The 16,376-nt window shown below is 74.2% G+C and carries 15 protein-coding genes; 9 read left to right on the top strand and 6 right to left on the bottom strand.

Annotated elements, in window-relative coordinates; genetic code table 11:
* Positions 1-41 precede the first annotated feature (41 nt).
* From J2S41_RS27405 to J2S41_RS27390, 4 genes are all read left to right on the top strand, one after another.
* Complete coding sequence (locus J2S41_RS27405; RefSeq protein ID WP_310371816.1) at positions 42-866, top strand: DUF2726 domain-containing protein; 825 nt, start codon at positions 42-44, stop codon at positions 864-866.
* An 82-nt stretch (positions 867-948) separates the two neighbouring features.
* A complete protein-coding gene (locus J2S41_RS27400) occupies positions 949-1,443 on the top strand; it encodes a restriction endonuclease (RefSeq protein WP_310371815.1) in 495 nt (164 codons plus the stop codon).
* Between the two features lie 82 nt (positions 1,444-1,525).
* Positions 1,526-2,032 (top strand): restriction endonuclease, encoded by a 507-nt coding sequence (locus J2S41_RS27395; RefSeq protein ID WP_310371813.1) that lies wholly within the window; start codon positions 1,526-1,528, stop codon positions 2,030-2,032.
* An 81-nt stretch (positions 2,033-2,113) separates the two neighbouring features.
* Positions 2,114-2,593 carry a restriction endonuclease gene (locus tag J2S41_RS27390; RefSeq protein WP_310371810.1) on the top strand — a complete coding sequence of 160 codons (480 nt, stop codon included), beginning with the start codon at positions 2,114-2,116 and terminating at the stop codon, positions 2,591-2,593.
* Between the two features lie 158 nt (positions 2,594-2,751).
* Here the strand turns inward: J2S41_RS27390 and J2S41_RS27385 are convergent, their stop codons facing one another.
* Positions 2,752-4,884, bottom strand: a complete 2,133-nt coding sequence (locus tag J2S41_RS27385) for a glycosyltransferase (protein WP_310371809.1) — start codon at positions 4,882-4,884, stop codon at positions 2,752-2,754.
* Positions 4,885-5,011: 127 nt separating this feature from the next.
* On the bottom strand, positions 5,012-7,036 hold the full coding sequence (locus J2S41_RS27380; RefSeq protein ID WP_310371807.1) for a diguanylate cyclase domain-containing protein: 2,025 nt from the start codon (positions 7,034-7,036) through the stop codon (positions 5,012-5,014).
* 160 nt (positions 7,037-7,196) lie between these two features.
* Here J2S41_RS27380 and J2S41_RS27375 point away from each other — a divergent pair, with 160 nt between their 5' ends.
* Complete coding sequence (locus J2S41_RS27375) at positions 7,197-8,729, top strand: chitinase (RefSeq protein WP_374728169.1); 1,533 nt, start codon at positions 7,197-7,199, stop codon at positions 8,727-8,729.
* A 58-nt stretch (positions 8,730-8,787) separates the two neighbouring features.
* Here J2S41_RS27375 and J2S41_RS27370 read toward each other — a convergent pair whose 3' ends face one another.
* Positions 8,788-9,957, bottom strand: coding sequence for a trans-sulfuration enzyme family protein (locus J2S41_RS27370; RefSeq protein WP_310371805.1), 1,170 nt, complete (start codon positions 9,955-9,957; stop codon positions 8,788-8,790).
* A gap of 73 nt (positions 9,958-10,030) precedes the next feature.
* On the opposite strand from J2S41_RS27370, the gene J2S41_RS27365 reads away from it, so the two are divergent.
* Positions 10,031-11,386 (top strand): serine hydrolase domain-containing protein, encoded by a 1,356-nt coding sequence (locus tag J2S41_RS27365; protein ID WP_310371803.1) that lies wholly within the window; start codon positions 10,031-10,033, stop codon positions 11,384-11,386.
* Positions 11,387-11,403: 17 nt separating this feature from the next.
* On the opposite strand, the gene J2S41_RS27360 is transcribed toward J2S41_RS27365, so the two are convergent.
* The gene (locus J2S41_RS27360) at positions 11,404-12,630 is read right to left on the bottom strand and encodes an MFS transporter (protein ID WP_310371802.1); all 1,227 of its coding nucleotides are present in this window, start codon (positions 12,628-12,630) and stop codon (positions 11,404-11,406) included.
* Positions 12,631-12,730: 100 nt separating this feature from the next.
* Here J2S41_RS27360 and J2S41_RS27355 point away from each other — a divergent pair, with 100 nt between their 5' ends.
* Positions 12,731-13,615 carry a LysR family transcriptional regulator gene (locus J2S41_RS27355; protein WP_310371801.1) on the top strand — a complete coding sequence of 295 codons (885 nt, stop codon included), beginning with the start codon at positions 12,731-12,733 and terminating at the stop codon, positions 13,613-13,615.
* On the opposite strand, the gene J2S41_RS27350 is transcribed toward J2S41_RS27355, so the two are convergent.
* Entirely contained in the window at positions 13,602-14,150 is a 549-nt protein-coding gene (locus J2S41_RS27350) for a flavoprotein (protein WP_310371797.1), read from the bottom strand. The genes J2S41_RS27355 and J2S41_RS27350 overlap by 14 nt on opposite strands.
* A gap of 90 nt (positions 14,151-14,240) precedes the next feature.
* Between J2S41_RS27350 and J2S41_RS27345 the strand changes: the two genes are divergently transcribed.
* Positions 14,241-14,576, top strand: coding sequence for a hypothetical protein (locus J2S41_RS27345; protein WP_310371795.1), 336 nt, complete (start codon positions 14,241-14,243; stop codon positions 14,574-14,576).
* A complete protein-coding gene (locus tag J2S41_RS27340) occupies positions 14,545-15,804 on the top strand; it encodes a hypothetical protein (protein WP_310371794.1) in 1,260 nt (419 codons plus the stop codon). Before J2S41_RS27345 ends, J2S41_RS27340 begins: the two co-directional genes overlap by 32 nt.
* On the opposite strand, the gene J2S41_RS27335 is transcribed toward J2S41_RS27340, so the two are convergent.
* Positions 15,794-16,183 (bottom strand): RDD family protein, encoded by a 390-nt coding sequence (locus J2S41_RS27335; RefSeq protein ID WP_310371793.1) that lies wholly within the window; start codon positions 16,181-16,183, stop codon positions 15,794-15,796. The genes J2S41_RS27340 and J2S41_RS27335 overlap by 11 nt on opposite strands.
* Positions 16,184-16,376: the final 193 nt, after the last annotated feature.

Here is a 16,376-nt window from a genome sequence, read left to right as displayed (position 1 = left end):
GGAGCCCTCGCCGCCGGTCCGGGTCCCTACAGTGGTGGGTCATGAGCATCCCGTCACCGCTGCGCCCGGTCGCCACCGCGGAGGAGCGGCTCTTCGCGCGCGGCCGCTGGGTCGTCCAGCCTGACCAACGGCTCAGCCAACTGGTCGCCCGCCGGCCCGAGGGCGTCAGCCCGAACCAGTGGAACACCGCGTTGCGTACCCGCTGTGACTTCGTCGCCCTGGACCCCGCCACCCGGCTGCCGGTCTTCGCGGTCGAGTTCGCCGACCCGGCCGCGGAGGACGAGCGGCTCGACCGGATGCTGGCCACCGTCTGCGGCGCGGTCGGGCTGGAGTGGCTGCGCATCGTCTCGCCGATCATCGGCGGTACGACCCAGGCCCGCCGCACGGTCGAGTACCTGATCGACGCGCGCGCGTTCCGCGACGCCACCGCGGGCGACGGCGAGGGCCCCGGCTTCCGGGACATCGTCGGGCGGCTGCCGGACGGGCGGGACGGCTTCGTCAACGACCTGAGCACGCTGGCCCGCGCGGCGGCGGTCGACGCGTACGTCGGGCGGGACCTGGCCGACCCGATCATCCGCGGGCTGCACGTGAGCACGCCGGACGGCGCCGAGGGCTGGGCCTGGGTCGAGCTGCCGGAGGGCCGCCACCTGCTCGAACGCGTCCGCCTGGTGACGCACGGCTTCGACTGCGGGATCGCGCTGGACCGGCTGGCGGAGGACCTGGCCGCGCTGGCGGTGGGGGAGCGGCTGAAGCGCCTGGAGATCGCGCCGCCGGTGTGGCTGAGCCGCGACGACCTGGTCCGCGCCTACGACCGCCTCCAGGGCCGCCACCCCGGCCTGAACTCGCCGTTCTTCGCCCCGCTCTGAGCGCCGCCGCGGTCTACGCCGTCCGGGCGGCATCGCACACGGTGGGCGACATTCACCCACCGCCCGCTCTTAACTTCGCTGGGTGACCGTCTTCGACCTGTTTCCATGTGTTTCGCCGCTTCAGCGCTATCAGCTGTCGATCACGCGGCTGCTGTCCAGCCTCGACGGCAACGCCGAGGTGGCGGTCGACGGACGGGTGCCGGGACTGCTCAGCGGCGCGACCCGCCGGGTGGACCTGCTGGTGCGCGGGCGCGTGTTCGGCACCGGCGTCACGGTCGCGGTGGAGTGCCGGCACAGCCGTCGCGCCGCGGACGTGGGCGTGGTGGAGCGGTTCATCGGCAAGCTGCTCGACGTGGACGCGGACCGCGGCGTGCTCTACTCCCGGTCCGGGTTCACCCGGTGCGCCCGCGCCCGGGCCGCGGCGGCGCGCCACCCGGCCGTGATGGCGGTGTCGCTGGGCGGCGGCGTGCGCCTCCCGCGGCAGCGGCGGTCCGGCGCCGGCGTGCCGTTGCCGCCGTGCGGGGTGGACGAGATCACGGAGGCGGACTTCGCGCTGTTCCTCTGGCCGTGCGGCTGACCGGTACCTTTCTCCAGATTTAACAACAAAGACGCACAATTTGGGCGATGGTCCGGCACCGCCTCGTTCTACGCTCAAAGTTGTGTACCCAGCGGAAGCGGAACCGCCGCCGGATCCCCAGCTCCACCACCTCACGCTCTTCGACGCCTCGATCGGCCGGCTGCTCGGCGGCTTCGAGCCACCCGTCGAGGTCGGCTACAACCGTCGCGTCGAGGGACGCCTCAGCCGGTCGATGCGCCGCGTCGACGTCCTCGTCCGCGGCGCCGTCCTGGGCGTCCACGTCACCGCGGCCGTCGAATGCGTACAGCGCCGGCGCCGCCCGGCCGACGTCGGCGCCGTCGACCGCTTCATCGGCAAGCTGCTCGACATCGGCGCCGACCGCGGCGTCATCTACTCGTGCACCGGCTTCACCGACCGGGCCCGCGCCCGCGCCGCCCACGCGCAGACCCCACCGGTCATGGCCATCACGCTCGGCGACGGCCGCCTGATCCGCGACGCGCTCCCGCCGCACGACTCCACCGAGGTCGACCAGGCCGACTTCGCGATCTTCCTGCGCCTCGGCGGCACCGCCGACCTCTGGACCCCCTGACGGGTAGTAACCGGGCACGATCGAACGACCAACGGACAACCAGGGCGACACCGGCCCGACCCTCGTTCGTAGCGTCGGCGGATGTCTCCCACCGACAGTCAGCTCCAGCGCTACCAGCAATCGCTGACCCGGCTGCTCGCCGCGTTCGACTACGCCCAGGTCGTCTACAACCGGCGCCACGCGGGCCGGCTCAGCGGATCACCCCGGCACGTCCAGGTGATGATCTACGGCGCGGTGGCGGGCCTGCCGGTCACCGTCGCGGTCGAATGCCGCCAGCAAAACCGCCCGGTCGGCATCGCCTCCGTAGACCACTTCGTGGCCAAACTGGAGGACATCGGCGCCGACCGCGGCATCCTCTACTCCTGCGCCGGCTTCACCGCCCCCGCCACCAGCCGCGCCGCCCACACCCACGACCCCGCGGTACTCGCCGTCTCCTTCATCCCACACCCCCGTCTCATCCCCCGCCAGCGCCGCACCGGCCCCGGCCCACTCGCGGACCTGATCGGCGAACTCGACTACGCCGCCTTCCTCCGCTACCCCGCCGTCCACCAGCCGCACTAGGGGACGCCCAGCGACCGCCTCCCCGCTTCCGGCGCGGTCCCGTTCCGGCCCGCCTCCGGCCCGCCAGCCTTCGTCGATCTAGGGCGGATTCGCGTGAACGGAGATCGAAGCGCTGGATTCCGCCCTAGATCGACGACGAGGGCTGGCGCGCGGTGGGGTCAGGTGGCGGGCTCGACGGCGGCGGCGATGCCGGGGGCGATCAGGCGGAGTTCGTCCAGGACGGCGGTTTCCTCGTCGGGTGGGATCTCGTCGAGGGCTGTGGAGAGCAGGGGCATCGCGCCGGGGTCGTGGAAGGTCTCGAAGGCGACGGCCGCGGCCAGGGAGCGGTCGCGGGCGGTACGGTCCGGGTTGCGGGCCACACCGAGCAGCGGGCACTGCGCGTCGTGACCCGCGCGGCGGAGGCGGGACGACCACTCCAGGGCGCGCAGCACCGGCATGCGCGGGCCGAGCCAGGCGGCGAACGCGAGTACGGTCCGGTCGTCGGGGAAGCGGTGCCACAGGCCGTCGGCCAGGGGTTCGGCGATGGAGACCGGGGCCTGGCCCATCTCGTGGATCATCGCGCGCAGGCCGGACGGCGGCACGTGCGCGGCGAGCTCGGCGGCGTCGGAGCCGGCCTGGCGCATGGTGTCGGCCATGCCGACCACCGGCATCGGGATGCGGCCGGCCCGCAGTTCCGAGCGCAGCCGGTCCGCGGCCTCGGCGGTGCGCCCCAGGCGGATCAGGCTGTGGATCTCGTACGACGCGAGCTGACTGCGCGCGACCAGCACGGCGCCGTCGTCCTCGGCCAGCTCGGGGACGGCCCGGGCCAGCGCGACCACCCGTTCGTCGTCGCCCTCGGCGTATCGGACCAGCAGCTCCATGTGGTCGACGGTCACCTGCTTGGAGGCGAGCGTGCGCAGCTCGTCCAGGGCGCGCAGCGCGTCGTCCACCCGGGAGAGCGCGGTGCTCGCGCGGATCAGCGTGGTCAGCAGCTTGATGCGGACCGGGCGGCGCCCGTCCGCGTCCAGGCCGCGGCGGGCCGCGTCGACGGACGCCTCCAGGTTGCCGGCGGAGTACTCGGCGCGGGCCAGGTTGACCAGCGCGTCCGCGGCCATCACCCGGTCCTCGACCGCGCGCAGCGCCAGCCGGCGGTTGCGTTCGGCCTTGTCCTTGGTGACGAACGTGGCGAACTGGTAGCCGGCGTGCCGCAGCTCCACGTCGCCGATCTCCGGGCCGCCGGCCGGGCCGCCGGTGATCCGGTCCACCACCTGCTCGTGCAGCCGGCCGGCCAGCCGCACCGCGTCGCGCTGGAACAGGCGCGGGAAGACCACCACCTGGGTGCCGTTGGCGTACTCGTTGACCTGCCGCAGCCGGTACGCGGCCGGGCCGGGGCCGGACAGCCGCCGGCGCAGCACGGCCGGGTCGCCGACCGCGATCTCGTCGGCGTCGACCCAGAGCACCCAGCGGCCGGTGCAGTGCGCGATCGCGCGGTTGCGGGCGTCGCCGAAGTGCTCGTCCCAGAAACCCTCGATCACGCGGGCGCCGTGCGCGCGCGCCACCGCGACCGTGTCGTCCAGCGAACCGGTGTCGTAGACGACCACCTCGTCCACGAACGGCGTGATCGCGTCGACGGCGGCGCCGATTCCGCGCGCCTCATCGCGGACGATCATGCTGGCGGAGAGCAGCAGCGGCGACTCCGTGGCGACCCGCAGCCCGCACGCGGCCGAGCCGGCGTGCGCGACCAGCGCGTCGTCCACCAGCACGATCCGGCCGAGGTCGCGCAGCCGCTCGTACGGCAGGTCCGGGGTGGGGCCGCCGGCCGCGAGCAGCGCCGACCGGCGCAGCGCCACGCAGACCGGGCCGAGCCGGTCCACGTCGTACCGCCGGCCGCGGTGCCGCTCGCGCCAGTCGCGGGCCAGGTCGCGCAGCTCGCGTACGCCCGCGGGCGGGTCCAGTTCGGCGCGCTGCGGGCCGATCGAGCCGATGCAGCGCGGGCCGGCCGCGACCACGGTGCCGTCGTCCAGCGCCTCGCGGACCGCGTCCAGCCAGTGGCGGGGCAGCATCATGTCGCCGTCGACCAGGAGCAGCAGGTCGTGCGCGGTCGCGGCGACCGCCTCGGCACGGCCGCCGGGCACCTCGCGCACCCAGGGGAGCGCGGCGACGACCCGGGACAGGTCGGCGCGGCCGGGCGGCACCGCGCACACCACCTCGTCGCGCACGCCGAGCGCGGGCCGCAGCGCCTCCAGCGTGGCCTTCAGCTCCGCGGGCGTGCCGCCGCCGGTGACCACCACGTCCAGGGCTCCGGAGCTCATGCCGGACCGCCCCCCACGCCGCGCCGAGCTGATGATTCGCTCGCGAGCCCACTCGTGCCGGGCCGCCCCTTCAGGCTGCGGTGTCCGTGTGGTCGGCGCTGAGCTGATGATTCGCCCGCGAGCTCGCTCATGCCTCCCTCGTCGGCCGTTCGTCCACCGGGCTGAGACCAATCGGCAACCGAGTCGCACCCGGGGGCGCCGACGCCCGGTGGGCGGACTTCGCCTCGTACATGGTGGAGTCGGCGACCCGGAGCAGCGCCTCCGCGTTCGGATGGCCGTCGGTGGAGAGCGCGCTGCCGATGCTGGCCGACACCCGGGCCGTACCCTCGTGCAGCTCGAAGGGTTCGGCCAGCGCCAGGTGCGCGCGTTCCGCGACCGCGGCGGCGCCCTGCGGGCCGTCGATGTCGTCGAGCAGCACCAGGAACTCGTCGCCGCCGAACCGCGCGGCCGTGTCCGTGTCGCGCAGCAGCGCGGAGATGCGCGCGGCCGTCTGCACCAGCAGCTGGTCGCCGGCCGCGTGGCCGAGCGTGTCGTTGACCGACTTGAAGCCGTCCAGGTCCAGGAAGAGCACCGCGAACGTGTACGCCGGGTCGCGCTGGGCCCGGTCCACCGCGCGGCGCAGCCGGTCCAGGAACAGCCCGCGGTTGGGCAGCCCGGTCAGCTGGTCGTAGAGCGCGGTCCGCCGCAGTCGCTCCTCCTGGTCGCGCAGGGAGCGGAGCATGAACTCCTGATCGAGCGCGACGGCGAGCAGCGCGCCGGACTGGTTCATCGGCTCGCGGCCGGGCGGCGTCTTGTCCTGGATGCGCGCGACCGTGGCCAGCAGCCCCCAGTCCTGTGCCACGCTGCGCACCGAGATCACGAAGACGATCTCGCCGGCCTCCGGGCGGGCGGCCGCGAACAGCCCGGCCGGCGGGAAGTCCTCGACCGGGGCCGGGCTCGGCCCGGTCTCGCAGTGGAACGCCCCGGAGATCTCCAGTGCGCGGTGCCCGTCCCGGCTCCAGAGGCCGAGGCAGCCGGCCCGGACCGGCAGCCGGCGCAGCCAGCCGAGCGCGCGCGGGTCCTGCTCGTCCGTGCGCAGCAGCTCCGTGCCGAGCTGGTACTGCGCGTTGAGCGTGTCCTGGAGGTAGCGGATGTCGCCGAAGTTCGCCCGCGCCTGGGCCTGCGCCACCCGCAGCAGGATCGCGCGGGCGCGGCGGTCCGGGACGAGGCCGTACAGCGCCTGGTCCAGCTCCGCGAGCAGGTGGCCGCGCAGCGCGTCCGCGACCTCCGCGACTCCGACCGCCGGGTCGGCCAGCCGCGCGGCCAGCGCGGGGTCCAGCGGCAGCGGCGCGGGCCGGTCGCAGCCGCAGCTCTCGCGCGGCACGAAGACGGTCGGTACGTACGTGACGCCGGCGCCGTCGGACAGCGCCGCGACCGCGGCCGCGCCGATCCGGTTCAGCGGCTGTGCCACGCTGGCCAGCGCGGGTTCGGCGTGCAGCGCGGCCGGGATGTCGTCGAAGCCGACCACCGCCTGCGCGTCCGGCAGCCGGTGCCCGGCCGCGGTCAGCGCCTCGGCCAGGCCCAGCGCGTTGCGGTCGGTGCCGCAGACCACGGCCGTGGACGGCAGCCCGTCCGCCAGCATCGTTTCCGCGGCGAGCCGCCCGCCGCGCTCGTGGTTGTCCGCCGCGGCGATCACCAGTTCGGGCAGGCCGTGTGCGGCGAGCGCGGCCCGGTAGCCGGCCAGCCGCTCGCGGATGTCCGGCACGTTCAGCGCGCCGGCGAACGCGATCCGGGTGTGCCCGTGCCCGATCAGGTGCGTGACCGCGTCCCGTACCCCCGCTCGGTTGTCCGGCAGGACCGCGTGCAGCGGCAGCGTCGCCGACCGGTGGCTGATCAGCACGACCGGCTTGCCGGTGGCGTGCAGCCGGGCCAGGTGCTGCTCGTCGACCGCGCCGATCACCACGACGAACGCGTCCGCGTGCGCCCAGCCGACGGGCGCGTCCCAGTCCGGGATGCCCTCGGAGTCGGCGCGCCGGGCGCCGGGTGCGAGGGTCTGGACGGCCAGCACGCGTCCGCCGCGCGCGGCGGCGGCCCCGGTCACGCCCGCGATCAGGCCGCCGTAGTAGTCGCCGCCGACGAACGGCGCCAGCACCCCGACCGTCAGCCCTTCCACAAGATCAGGGTCTCAGAACCGGAGGGTACGGGTCTCGGCGTTCCGAAACGTTATCGCTGTCCTAAATGTGGGACCGCACCATGGACATCATCAGTTAAGAGTCTTAATAATTCTCCAACGGCCGCGGTGACGTGCACCGCCGCCGATGGAGGAGGCTGCCGTGAAACGGTCTCGATCTATCGCTCTGACCCTGATCCCCCTGCTCGCCGCGGTCGCCTCCGCGGTCCTCTTCGCGCTCCCCGCCTCGGCCGCGGCGGTCACCGCCACGTTCGCCAAGACCTCGGACTGGGGTTCCGGGTGGGAGGGCAAGTACACGATCACCAACGGCACCGGTGCGGCGCTCACGTCCTGGACCGTCGCGTTCGACCTGCCGGCCGGCACCACGATGGGCAGCTACTGGGACGCCCTGATGACCTCGTCCGGGCAGCGCCACACGTTCACCAACCGGTCCTGGAACGGGACGGTGGCGCCGGGCGCGTCGGTGTCCTTCGGGTTCCTGGCCAACGGCGCCGGCACGCCGGTGAACTGCACGCTGAACGGCGCCTCCTGCGGCGGCGGGGGCACACCCACGCTCTCGCCCACCGGATCGCCCACCGGGTCGCCCTCGCCGAGCCCGACCCCCAGCGTGCCGCCGACCACGCCGCCCGGCACGCCGAACCCGGGCATGCTGCCGAAGCACGCGCTGATCGGATACCTGCACGCCAGCTTCGCCAACGGCTCGGGCTACCTGCGGATGGCGGACGTGCCGGCCGAGTGGGACATCATCAACCTTGCGTTCGGTGAGCCGACCACCGCCACCTCCGGCGACATCCGGTTCAGCCTGTGCCCGGTCGCGGAGTGCCCGAACGTCGAGACCGAGGCCGAGTTCAAGGCCGCGATCCAGGCCAAGCGCGCGCAGGGCAAGAAGGTGCTGATCTCGATCGGCGGCCAGAACGGCCAGGTGCAGTTGACCACCACCGCGGCCCGCGACGCGTTCGTCACCTCGGTCGCCGCGATCATCGACCGGTACGGACTGGACGGCCTGGACATCGACTTCGAGGGCCACTCGCTGTCGCTGAACACCGGCGACACCGACTTCCGGAACCCGACCACGCCCGCGATCGTCAACCTGATCTCCGCGGTACGGACGCTGAAGGCCCGGTACGGCGCGAACTTCGTGCTCACCATGGCGCCGGAGACGTTCTTCGTCCAGCTCGGCCACCAGTACTACGGCTCCGGGCCGTGGGGCGGCCAGGATCCGCGCTCCGGTGCGTACCTCCCGGTGATCCACGCCCTTCGCGACCACCTCACGGTGCTGCACGTGCAGGACTACAACTCCGGGCCGATCGTGGGCCTCGACGGCGCCTACCACACCATGGGCGGCGCGGACTTCCACATCGCGATGACCGACATGCTGCTGGCCGGCTTCCCGGTCGCGGGCAACGCGGCGAACGTGTTCCCGGCGCTGCGCGAGGACCAGGTCGCGTTCGGCGCGCCGTCCTCGGTCAGCGCCGGCAACGGATACGTCGGCCCCGCGGCCATCCAGGAGGCGGTGAACTGCCTGGTCAAGGGCGTCTCCTGCGGGTCGTACACGCCACGCAGCGGCACCAACCCGAACTTCCGCGGCCTGATGACCTGGTCCATCAACTGGGACCGCTACTACGGATGGGAGTTCCGGAACTCGCACGCGCCGTTCCTCCGTGCGCTGCCCTGACCGCCGGGTGATCCAGGCGTCCCGCACGGGACGCCTGGACTCCTCCCGGCCAGCACACCTAGGCCAGCGCCTGCTCCAGGTCGCTCCAGACGTCCTCGACGTGCTCGATGCCGACCGAGATCCGGATCGTCCCCTCGCCGATGCCGACCGCGGCGAGCTGCGCCTCGTCGAGCTGGCGGTGCGACGTGCTGGCCGGGTGCATCAGCGTGGTGCCGGTGCCGCCGAGCGACGGCGCCAGCTCCACCAGCCGCAGCCGCTTGCTGACCGCGGTCCCGGCACTCCGCCCGCCGGCCAGGTCGAACGCGAACGTGCCGCCGTACCCGCCGGTGAGCAGGCGCCGCGCGATCTCGTGCGTCGGGTGCGCGGCCAGCCCCGGATAGTGCACCCGCTCGACCGCCGGGTGCGCCGCCAGCCGCGCGGCGACCACGGCCGCGTTCGCGCAGTGCCGCTCCATGCGCAGCGCCAGCGTCTGCAGCGAGCGCACGGTCAGCCACGCCGAGAACGGGTCCGCCGCCACGCCGAACTCCACGCCGTGGTGCCAGACCGACTCGTAGCGCGCGGTCTCGGCGAACACCGCGATGCCGCCGACCACGTCGTGGTGCCCGGCCAGGTACTTGGTCAGCGAGTGCACCACGATGTCGGCGCCGTGCGCGATCGGCCGGCACAGCAGCGGCGTGGCGAACGTGTTGTCCACCACCGTCACCGCGCCCGCCGCCCGTGCCGCCGCGGTCAGCGCCGGGAGATCCGCCACGTACCCGGTCGGGTTGGAGATCGTCTCCAGGTAGACGACCTTGGTCCGGCCGGGCCGCAGCGCGTCGCGGAGCGCCTCCGGCGTCGCCTGGTCCAGGTAGTCGACCTCGACGCCGAACCGCTCGCCCAGGTCGCGCAACGTGGCCGCGGCGCCGCCGTACAGCCGCCGCTGCGCCACCACGTGGTCGCCGCCGCGCAGCGACGCCTGGAGCACGAGGTTGATCGCCCCCATCCCCGACGACGTGGCCAGGCCCGCCGCGCCGCCCTCCAGGTCGGCCACCGCGGTCTCCAGCACGCGCACGGTCGGGTTCGTCATCCGCGAGTAGAGGAACGGCCCGGTCGGCGTGTGGAACGCGTCCGCGAGCACGTCCGGATCGTCGAAGATCCAGGTCGAGGTCTGGTAGAGCGGCGTCGTGATCGGGGTGCTGCCGGTCGGCTCCGGACGACGGGGATGCACCGCACGGGTCTCAGGTCGCATCCATCGATCATCCGGTGGCCGCCGCATCCGCTCAGAGAGCCAATTCCGAGCCGGTGGCCGTAGTTTGGGGGGCATGTCGGATCTGCTGCCGGAAACCCGCCGCGCCCTCCGTCACCGGCTCGCCGTCGGCCAGACCCAGGGGCGCACCCCCTCGGTGGTCGCGGCCGTGATGCGGGACGGCCGCACGGTGTGGGCCGAGGGCTGGGGCACGGTCGACGGCCGGACCCCGGACGGCGACACGCAGTACCGGATCGGGTCGATCACCAAGACGCTGACCGCGATCCTGGTGCTGCGGCTGCGGGACGAGGGACGGCTGCGCCTCGACGACGCGCTCGACGCGCACCTGCCGGGCACCGCCGCGGGCGGGGCCACGATCGGGGCGCTGCTGGCGCACACCGCCGGGCTGGCCGCGGAGCCGCCCGGCCCGTGGTGGGAGCGGACGCCGGGCGAGCTGCGGCCCGAGCTCGCGGACGTGCTCCCGCCCACGCCGTACGTGTTCCCGCCCGGCCTGCGCTTCCACTACTCCAACCCCGGGTACGCACTGCTCGGCGCGCTGATCGAGCGGGTCCGCGGCGCCTCCTGGAGCGACGTGCTGCACCGCGAGGTCCTGGAGCCGCTCGGCATGCGCCGCACCGGCTCGCAGCCGGTCGCGCCGCACGCGAGCGGCTGGGCGGTGCACCCCTGGGCCGACGTGCTGTTGCCGGAGCCGGCGCGCGATCTGGGCCGGATGGCGCCGGCCGGCCAGCTCTGGTCGACCGCCGCGGACCTGGCGACGCTCGGCGCGTTCCTGCTCGACGGCGACGACCGGGTGCTGAGCCGGGACTCGATCGAGGAGATGCGCGCCTCGCACACCCCGGAGTACGGCTACGGCACCCAACTGCTGCGCCAGCCGGACGGCCGGGTGCTGCCCGGGCACACCGGGTCGCTGCCCGGGTTCGTGTCCACGCTCCTGGTCGACGCGGAGGAGCGGGTCGGCGCGGTCGTGCTCGGCAACACCACCGCGGGCCTGCCGGTCGACGTGATCACCGCGGACCTGATCCGGATCGTCGCCGAGCGGGAGCCGCGCATCCCGGATCCGTGGCGCCCGCTGCCGTCGGCCGACCCGGACCTGCTCGCGCTGGCCGGGCCCTGGTACTGGGGGCCGAACCCGTACCTGCTGCGCCCGCTGGCGGACGGCTTCCTGGAGCTGTCCTCGCTGCGTGGCGGCGGCTCGCGCGGCACCCGGCTGCGCCCGGACCCGGACGGCGCCTGGACCGGGATCAGCGGCTACTTCGAGGGCGAGCGCCTGCGCGTCGAGCGGGACGCCGGCGGCGCGGTCACCCACCTCGACGTCGGCACGTTCGTCTTCACCCGCCTGCCCTACGCGCCGGCCGGCCCGGTCCCCGGCGGCGTCGACCCGGACGGCTGGCGCGGCCTCGACGCCCGGTGAGGCCGCGCCCACGCGGGCTACCGCGCCTCGCGCACCAGCCGGACCGCGACCACCGCGGCCAGCGCGACCACCGAGGCCGCGAAGCCGGCCAGCGCCACCTCCGTCGACACCGCGGCGGTGGCGAGGCCGAAACCGAGGATCGGGATGGACAGGCCGAGGTAGCCGGCGAGGAACAGGCCGGCCAGCGCCTCGCCGCGGGTGGCCGGCTCGGAGAGGCCGAACACCGTACCGACGGAGCCCTTGAACAGCAGGCCGGCGCCGGCGCCGGCGGCGACGCCGCCGAGCAGGAACAGCGGCAGGTGCGGCAACCACACCGCCACGGTCGCGGTGAGCAGGCCGAGGCTGAGCGAGACCAGCCCGCCGAGCACCTGACGCCGCGCGGCGACCCGCGCGAACACCAACTGCGCGGTCACGGCGCTGCCGAAGGTCAGGAACGCGACCAGCCCGGCCAGCGCGCGCGACGGGTGACCCATGGTGCCGCCGACGAATCCGGGCGCCACCGAGGCGAACAGGCCCAGCACCGCGAACGCGGCGAACGCGCCGGCCGCGACCGTGGCGAAGCGGCCACGCGCGGCGGCGGGCACGGCCACGCGCTGCGGCCGGTAGCGGACCCGCTCCGCGGGCGGCGTCACGGTCTCCGGGACCAGTGCCAGGCCGATCGCCACCGCGGCCAGCAACACCAGATACACCGCATAGGGGGTACGCAGCGGCGCGCCGGCCCACTCGGCCAGCAGGCCCGAGGTGAGCGAGCCGACGGCGAAGCCGCCCATGTTCGCGGCGGTGCCGACCAACTCGGCCAGGCCGCGCCCCCGCGACGGCCGCGCGACCGCGTGCAGTTCGGCCAGGTGCGCGGTGGCGGTCGCGGTGATCATGCCGACCGCGACGCCGCTGAGCGCGCGGCCCACCAGCACGGCGGGGAACGCGGTGGTGGCGAGCAGCAGCACGCCGGAGGCGATCTCGACGCCGAGCGCGGGCACCAGCACGCGGCGGCGGCCGAGGCGGTCGGAGAGGTGGCCGGCGAGGAACAGGCTGACGGTGACGCCGACCGCGTACGCGGCGTACGCGACCGTGACCATCAGCGTCGAGTAGCCCGCCTCGCGCTGGTAGAGGGGCCAGAGCGGGGTGGGTACGACCGTGAACGCCATGGCGACGCCGAACGCGGCCGCGACGACCCAGAATCCGGTGCCGTGACCGACACCGCGGCGCACCACGGCGCCGGGCGCGGGCAGGGTCTGAGCGGACATCGAGGGCTCCTCTGCACGAAGGTGGTGACGTTCCACAGCGTTCCCCGGCCCGGTCATCTCCGCCAACGATGGTTCATGCTGGCGCCTAGCATGAATCGTGATGGACCTACGTCACCTCGAGTACTTCGTGGCCGTCGCGGAGGAGCTGAGCTTCACCCGCGCCGCCGCCCGCCTGCACGTCGTCCAGTCCGGCGTCTCCGCCACCATCCGCGCGCTGGAGCAGCAGCTGCGCGCCGAGCTGTTCGAGCGCGGGCCGCACCGGATCGCGCTGACCGACGCGGGCACGGCCCTGCTGCCGGAGGCGCGCGCGGTGCTGGACGCGGCACAGGGCGCCCGGGACGCGGTCGCGCAGGTGCGCGGCGGGCTGCGCGGCACCGTGCACCTGGGCGCCATGACCTCCGTCACCATCCTGGACCTGCCCGGACTGCTCGGGCGGTTCACGGCCGACCACCCGGGCGTGACCGTGCGCATGCGGGCCGCGCCGAGCGGGTCCGCCGGGCTGGCCCAGGCGCTGCTGGACGGCGAGTTCGACCTGGCGTTCCTGTCCGACATCGACCGGCCGCCCGCGGGCCTGTCGATCACCACCCTGGCCCGGGTACGGATGGTCGCGATCGTCCCCGCGTCGTGGCCCGGCGACGCGGTCACGCTGGCGGCGCTGGCCGAGCGGCCGTTCATCGACTCGCCGGCCGGGTTCGGCAACCGGGTGGTGGTGGACCGCGCCTACGCGGCGGCCGGGCTGCGGCGGCGGGTCGCACTGGAGGTGGTCGAGATCGGCACGGCGCCGGAGTACGTACGGCACGGCCTCGGCGTCTCGATCATGCCGGCGTTCTCCGTACCCGCCGACCATCCCGGGTTGAAGGGCCTGCCGATCGACGGCCCGGAGCTGTGGTGGACGCTGTCGGTCGCGACCGCCACCCGGCGCCGCCCGACCGCGGCGACGCGCACGTTCCTGGAGCTGGCCGCGGACTACGTCAGGATCGGCTGAACGGGCGCAGCGCCTCCGTCACCCACGACGGCTCGAAGATCCCGCCCGGGTCGCCGCCCAGCTCCGGCGCGACCGGGCGCGGGCCGGGCCGGCCGTTGTGCACGTCCAGCAGCACCGTGCCGGCCGACTCCAGCAGCGCCAGGTTGCGCCGCCAGACCGGGTGGCCCCACAGCTTCTCGTTCACGGTCGGCACTGCCACGACCGGCACCCCCTCGCCGAGCGCCTCACAGAGCCGGGCCAGCGCGTACGTGTCCGCGGCACCGCTCGCCGCCTTGTTCAGCGTGTTGAACGTGGCCGGGCAGACCACCACCGCGTCCGGCGGGCCGCCCTGCTTCGGCTGGCCCGGCGCCCGGAACTCGAACTGCGGCGGCGCACCCAGCACGTCCCGCACCCCGGCCTCGGGCAACCACGCGCGGGACGCGGGCGTGCCGATCACGATCGGCGTCCAGCCCTCGCCCAGCAGGGCCTTGAGCAGATCGGGGGTACGCACCGCGAGCGGCGCCCCGCAGACGATCACTGTCACGTTCCCGGCCATGGCCGCACGGTACCTCTCTACCCTCCGATAGAGACCGCTGCCCGCCTCACGGGCGATTCATCACACCCGATCCGTTCGTAGATTCGAGGCATGACGACGAACGAGGTGGCCGAGGTGCGGAGCAACCGGAAGCTGATCGCGGGCGCGGCGGTGACCGCGGTCCTGGCCACGACGCTGATCTGGGCCGGCTGGCGGCTCACCGGCACCACGACGTCCTGGCACGACCTCGGCGACCCGAACCACTGGTTCGGCCAGGCCCTGCGCGCCGCCGGCGCACTGCTGTTCGGCAAGACCGGGCTGAAGCTCGGCCTCGTGGTGGTCGCCGTCGCGATCGGCGCCGTGATGTGGGCGCGCTCTACCATGCAGTCCGGTCGGAAGGACGGGGCGGGGCGGGATGGCGACACTGCTGGGGGCGGCCTGGGTTGACCTCGCGCCGGGCGCGGACCTGGACGCCGTGCTCGACGTGCTCCGCGCGGACGGCCCCGGCGTGCTCTACGCCCGGGTCGTACCGCTGGACCACGACCGGCGGCGCCTGGAACTCACCACCGGCGACGTCGGCCCCGAACTCGCCCGGCTCATCGTGACGCTGCTGTCCACATCGGAACACGCGGTACGCGCGTTCATCGCCTACGACTACGGCACCGACGGTGCCGAGCAGATCGTGCTGGACGGGCGCTCCGGCGCCGCCAGGCGCGTGCACAACGTGCGGATTCAGCCGTCCGGCCTCGGCGTCCGCTTCGCCGACCCGCTGGTGCTGCTGGACGTGCCGGCCGCGGTCTCGCCCGGCCGCGGCTGGTGGCGCGGCCGGATGCTCGACGGCCCGGAATCGATCACCGCGCTCGCGGACCTCTACGGCGTACCCACCGCGGATCTGAAACGCGCCCGGCGGCGCACCCGCCGCCCGGCCGCCCTGCTGGACCACCCCGGCGGCCCGTTCCAGCCCTGGCTGGACGCGCTGCGCATCCCGTGGACCGCCCCGCACGGCGACCGCCCGATCAAGCTGCGCCCCGGCCCGATCTGGCGCGACGCGGTCGTCCGGTACGCGCTGCCGTCGCTGCCCGGCCGCTGGCTCGTCTTCGACGAGGAACTGGTCGCCGAGCCGATCGGCCTGATCGCCCGCGCCATCGTCCAGGGCCGGGCCGTGCTGCACCCGCTCTACCTCCCGGCCGGCCACCCCGGCTGGCGCGTCCACGACGCGCTCGACCTGCGCCTGCCCCGCACCTCGCTGCGCACCCCCGCGTCCGCCGAGCCGGCCATGCACCACCTGGCCGAGGCGATCCGCTCCCGCGCGCTGCCACACTTCGCCGCGTACGGCACCCTGGCCGGTTACGTGGACCACTGCCGCGCCGGCGCGTCCGACCCCTACCGGCTGCACGCGCAGGCGCTGACCGAAATCCTGCTGGAGCGGTTCGACGACGCGCTGTCCAGTCTGGACGGCCTCACCGCGATGGTGGCGCCGCGACTCCACGAGGGCACCCGCCCGGCCGGGCTCGGCCCCGCGCGGCTGACCGACCTGGCCGCGGAGGCCGACCACTGGCGCCGCCGCCTGGCGGAGGACCCGCTCGGCGCGCAGGCCGACCTCCTCGCCAACGTCCCGGCCCAGCGCCGCCGCCTCGGCCTGCCGCAGTCCTTCCCGCACCCGATCAGCGGATGACGACCGTACCCATCACCTTGTCCGCCAGCGTCTGACGCTTGCGCGTCCAGAGCGGCATCAGATAGCCCACGTACAGAATCAGATCGTCGAGTATGTGCGCGAAATCCCGCACCGTCGCCCTCAGCGGCCCGATCGGCTGCTCCGTCTCCGCACCCACCAGCCGAATACCGACGAGCCGGCGCCCCCAACTCTGCCCCGTCCGCCCCGTCAGCCACCACCGGTTGTACGCCCATATCGCGAACCCGACCCCCGCCAGCACGTAATAGAGCACCAGATTCTGCGACCCGTCGATCAGCCCCGCCGCCAGAAAGAACGGCGTCACAGCGAGCGAGTCAACGAGATATGCGACAAACCGCCTGGACCACGGCGAGAACGTCATGCCCACTCCCCTCGAACGATCGGCCTCGACCGGCCGACGTGCAAGAAGCGTGGCAGCACCCACCCCCGCACCGCGTCCGCGAAAATACGGACCCACCCGCCCGCGAACTGCACCTTTCAGCGCACCCCCGGTACACGAAAGTCACACCCCACACCGGAGCGACTCGCCGCGATGCGATCCACTCCGTGCGGCA

This window comes from Catenuloplanes atrovinosus, from assembly GCF_031458235.1.
GTDB lineage: Bacteria > Actinomycetota > Actinomycetes > Mycobacteriales > Micromonosporaceae > Catenuloplanes > Catenuloplanes atrovinosus.
The sequence above is the reverse complement of the archived record's forward strand: the minus strand, read 5'-3'. Positions and strand labels throughout refer to the sequence as shown.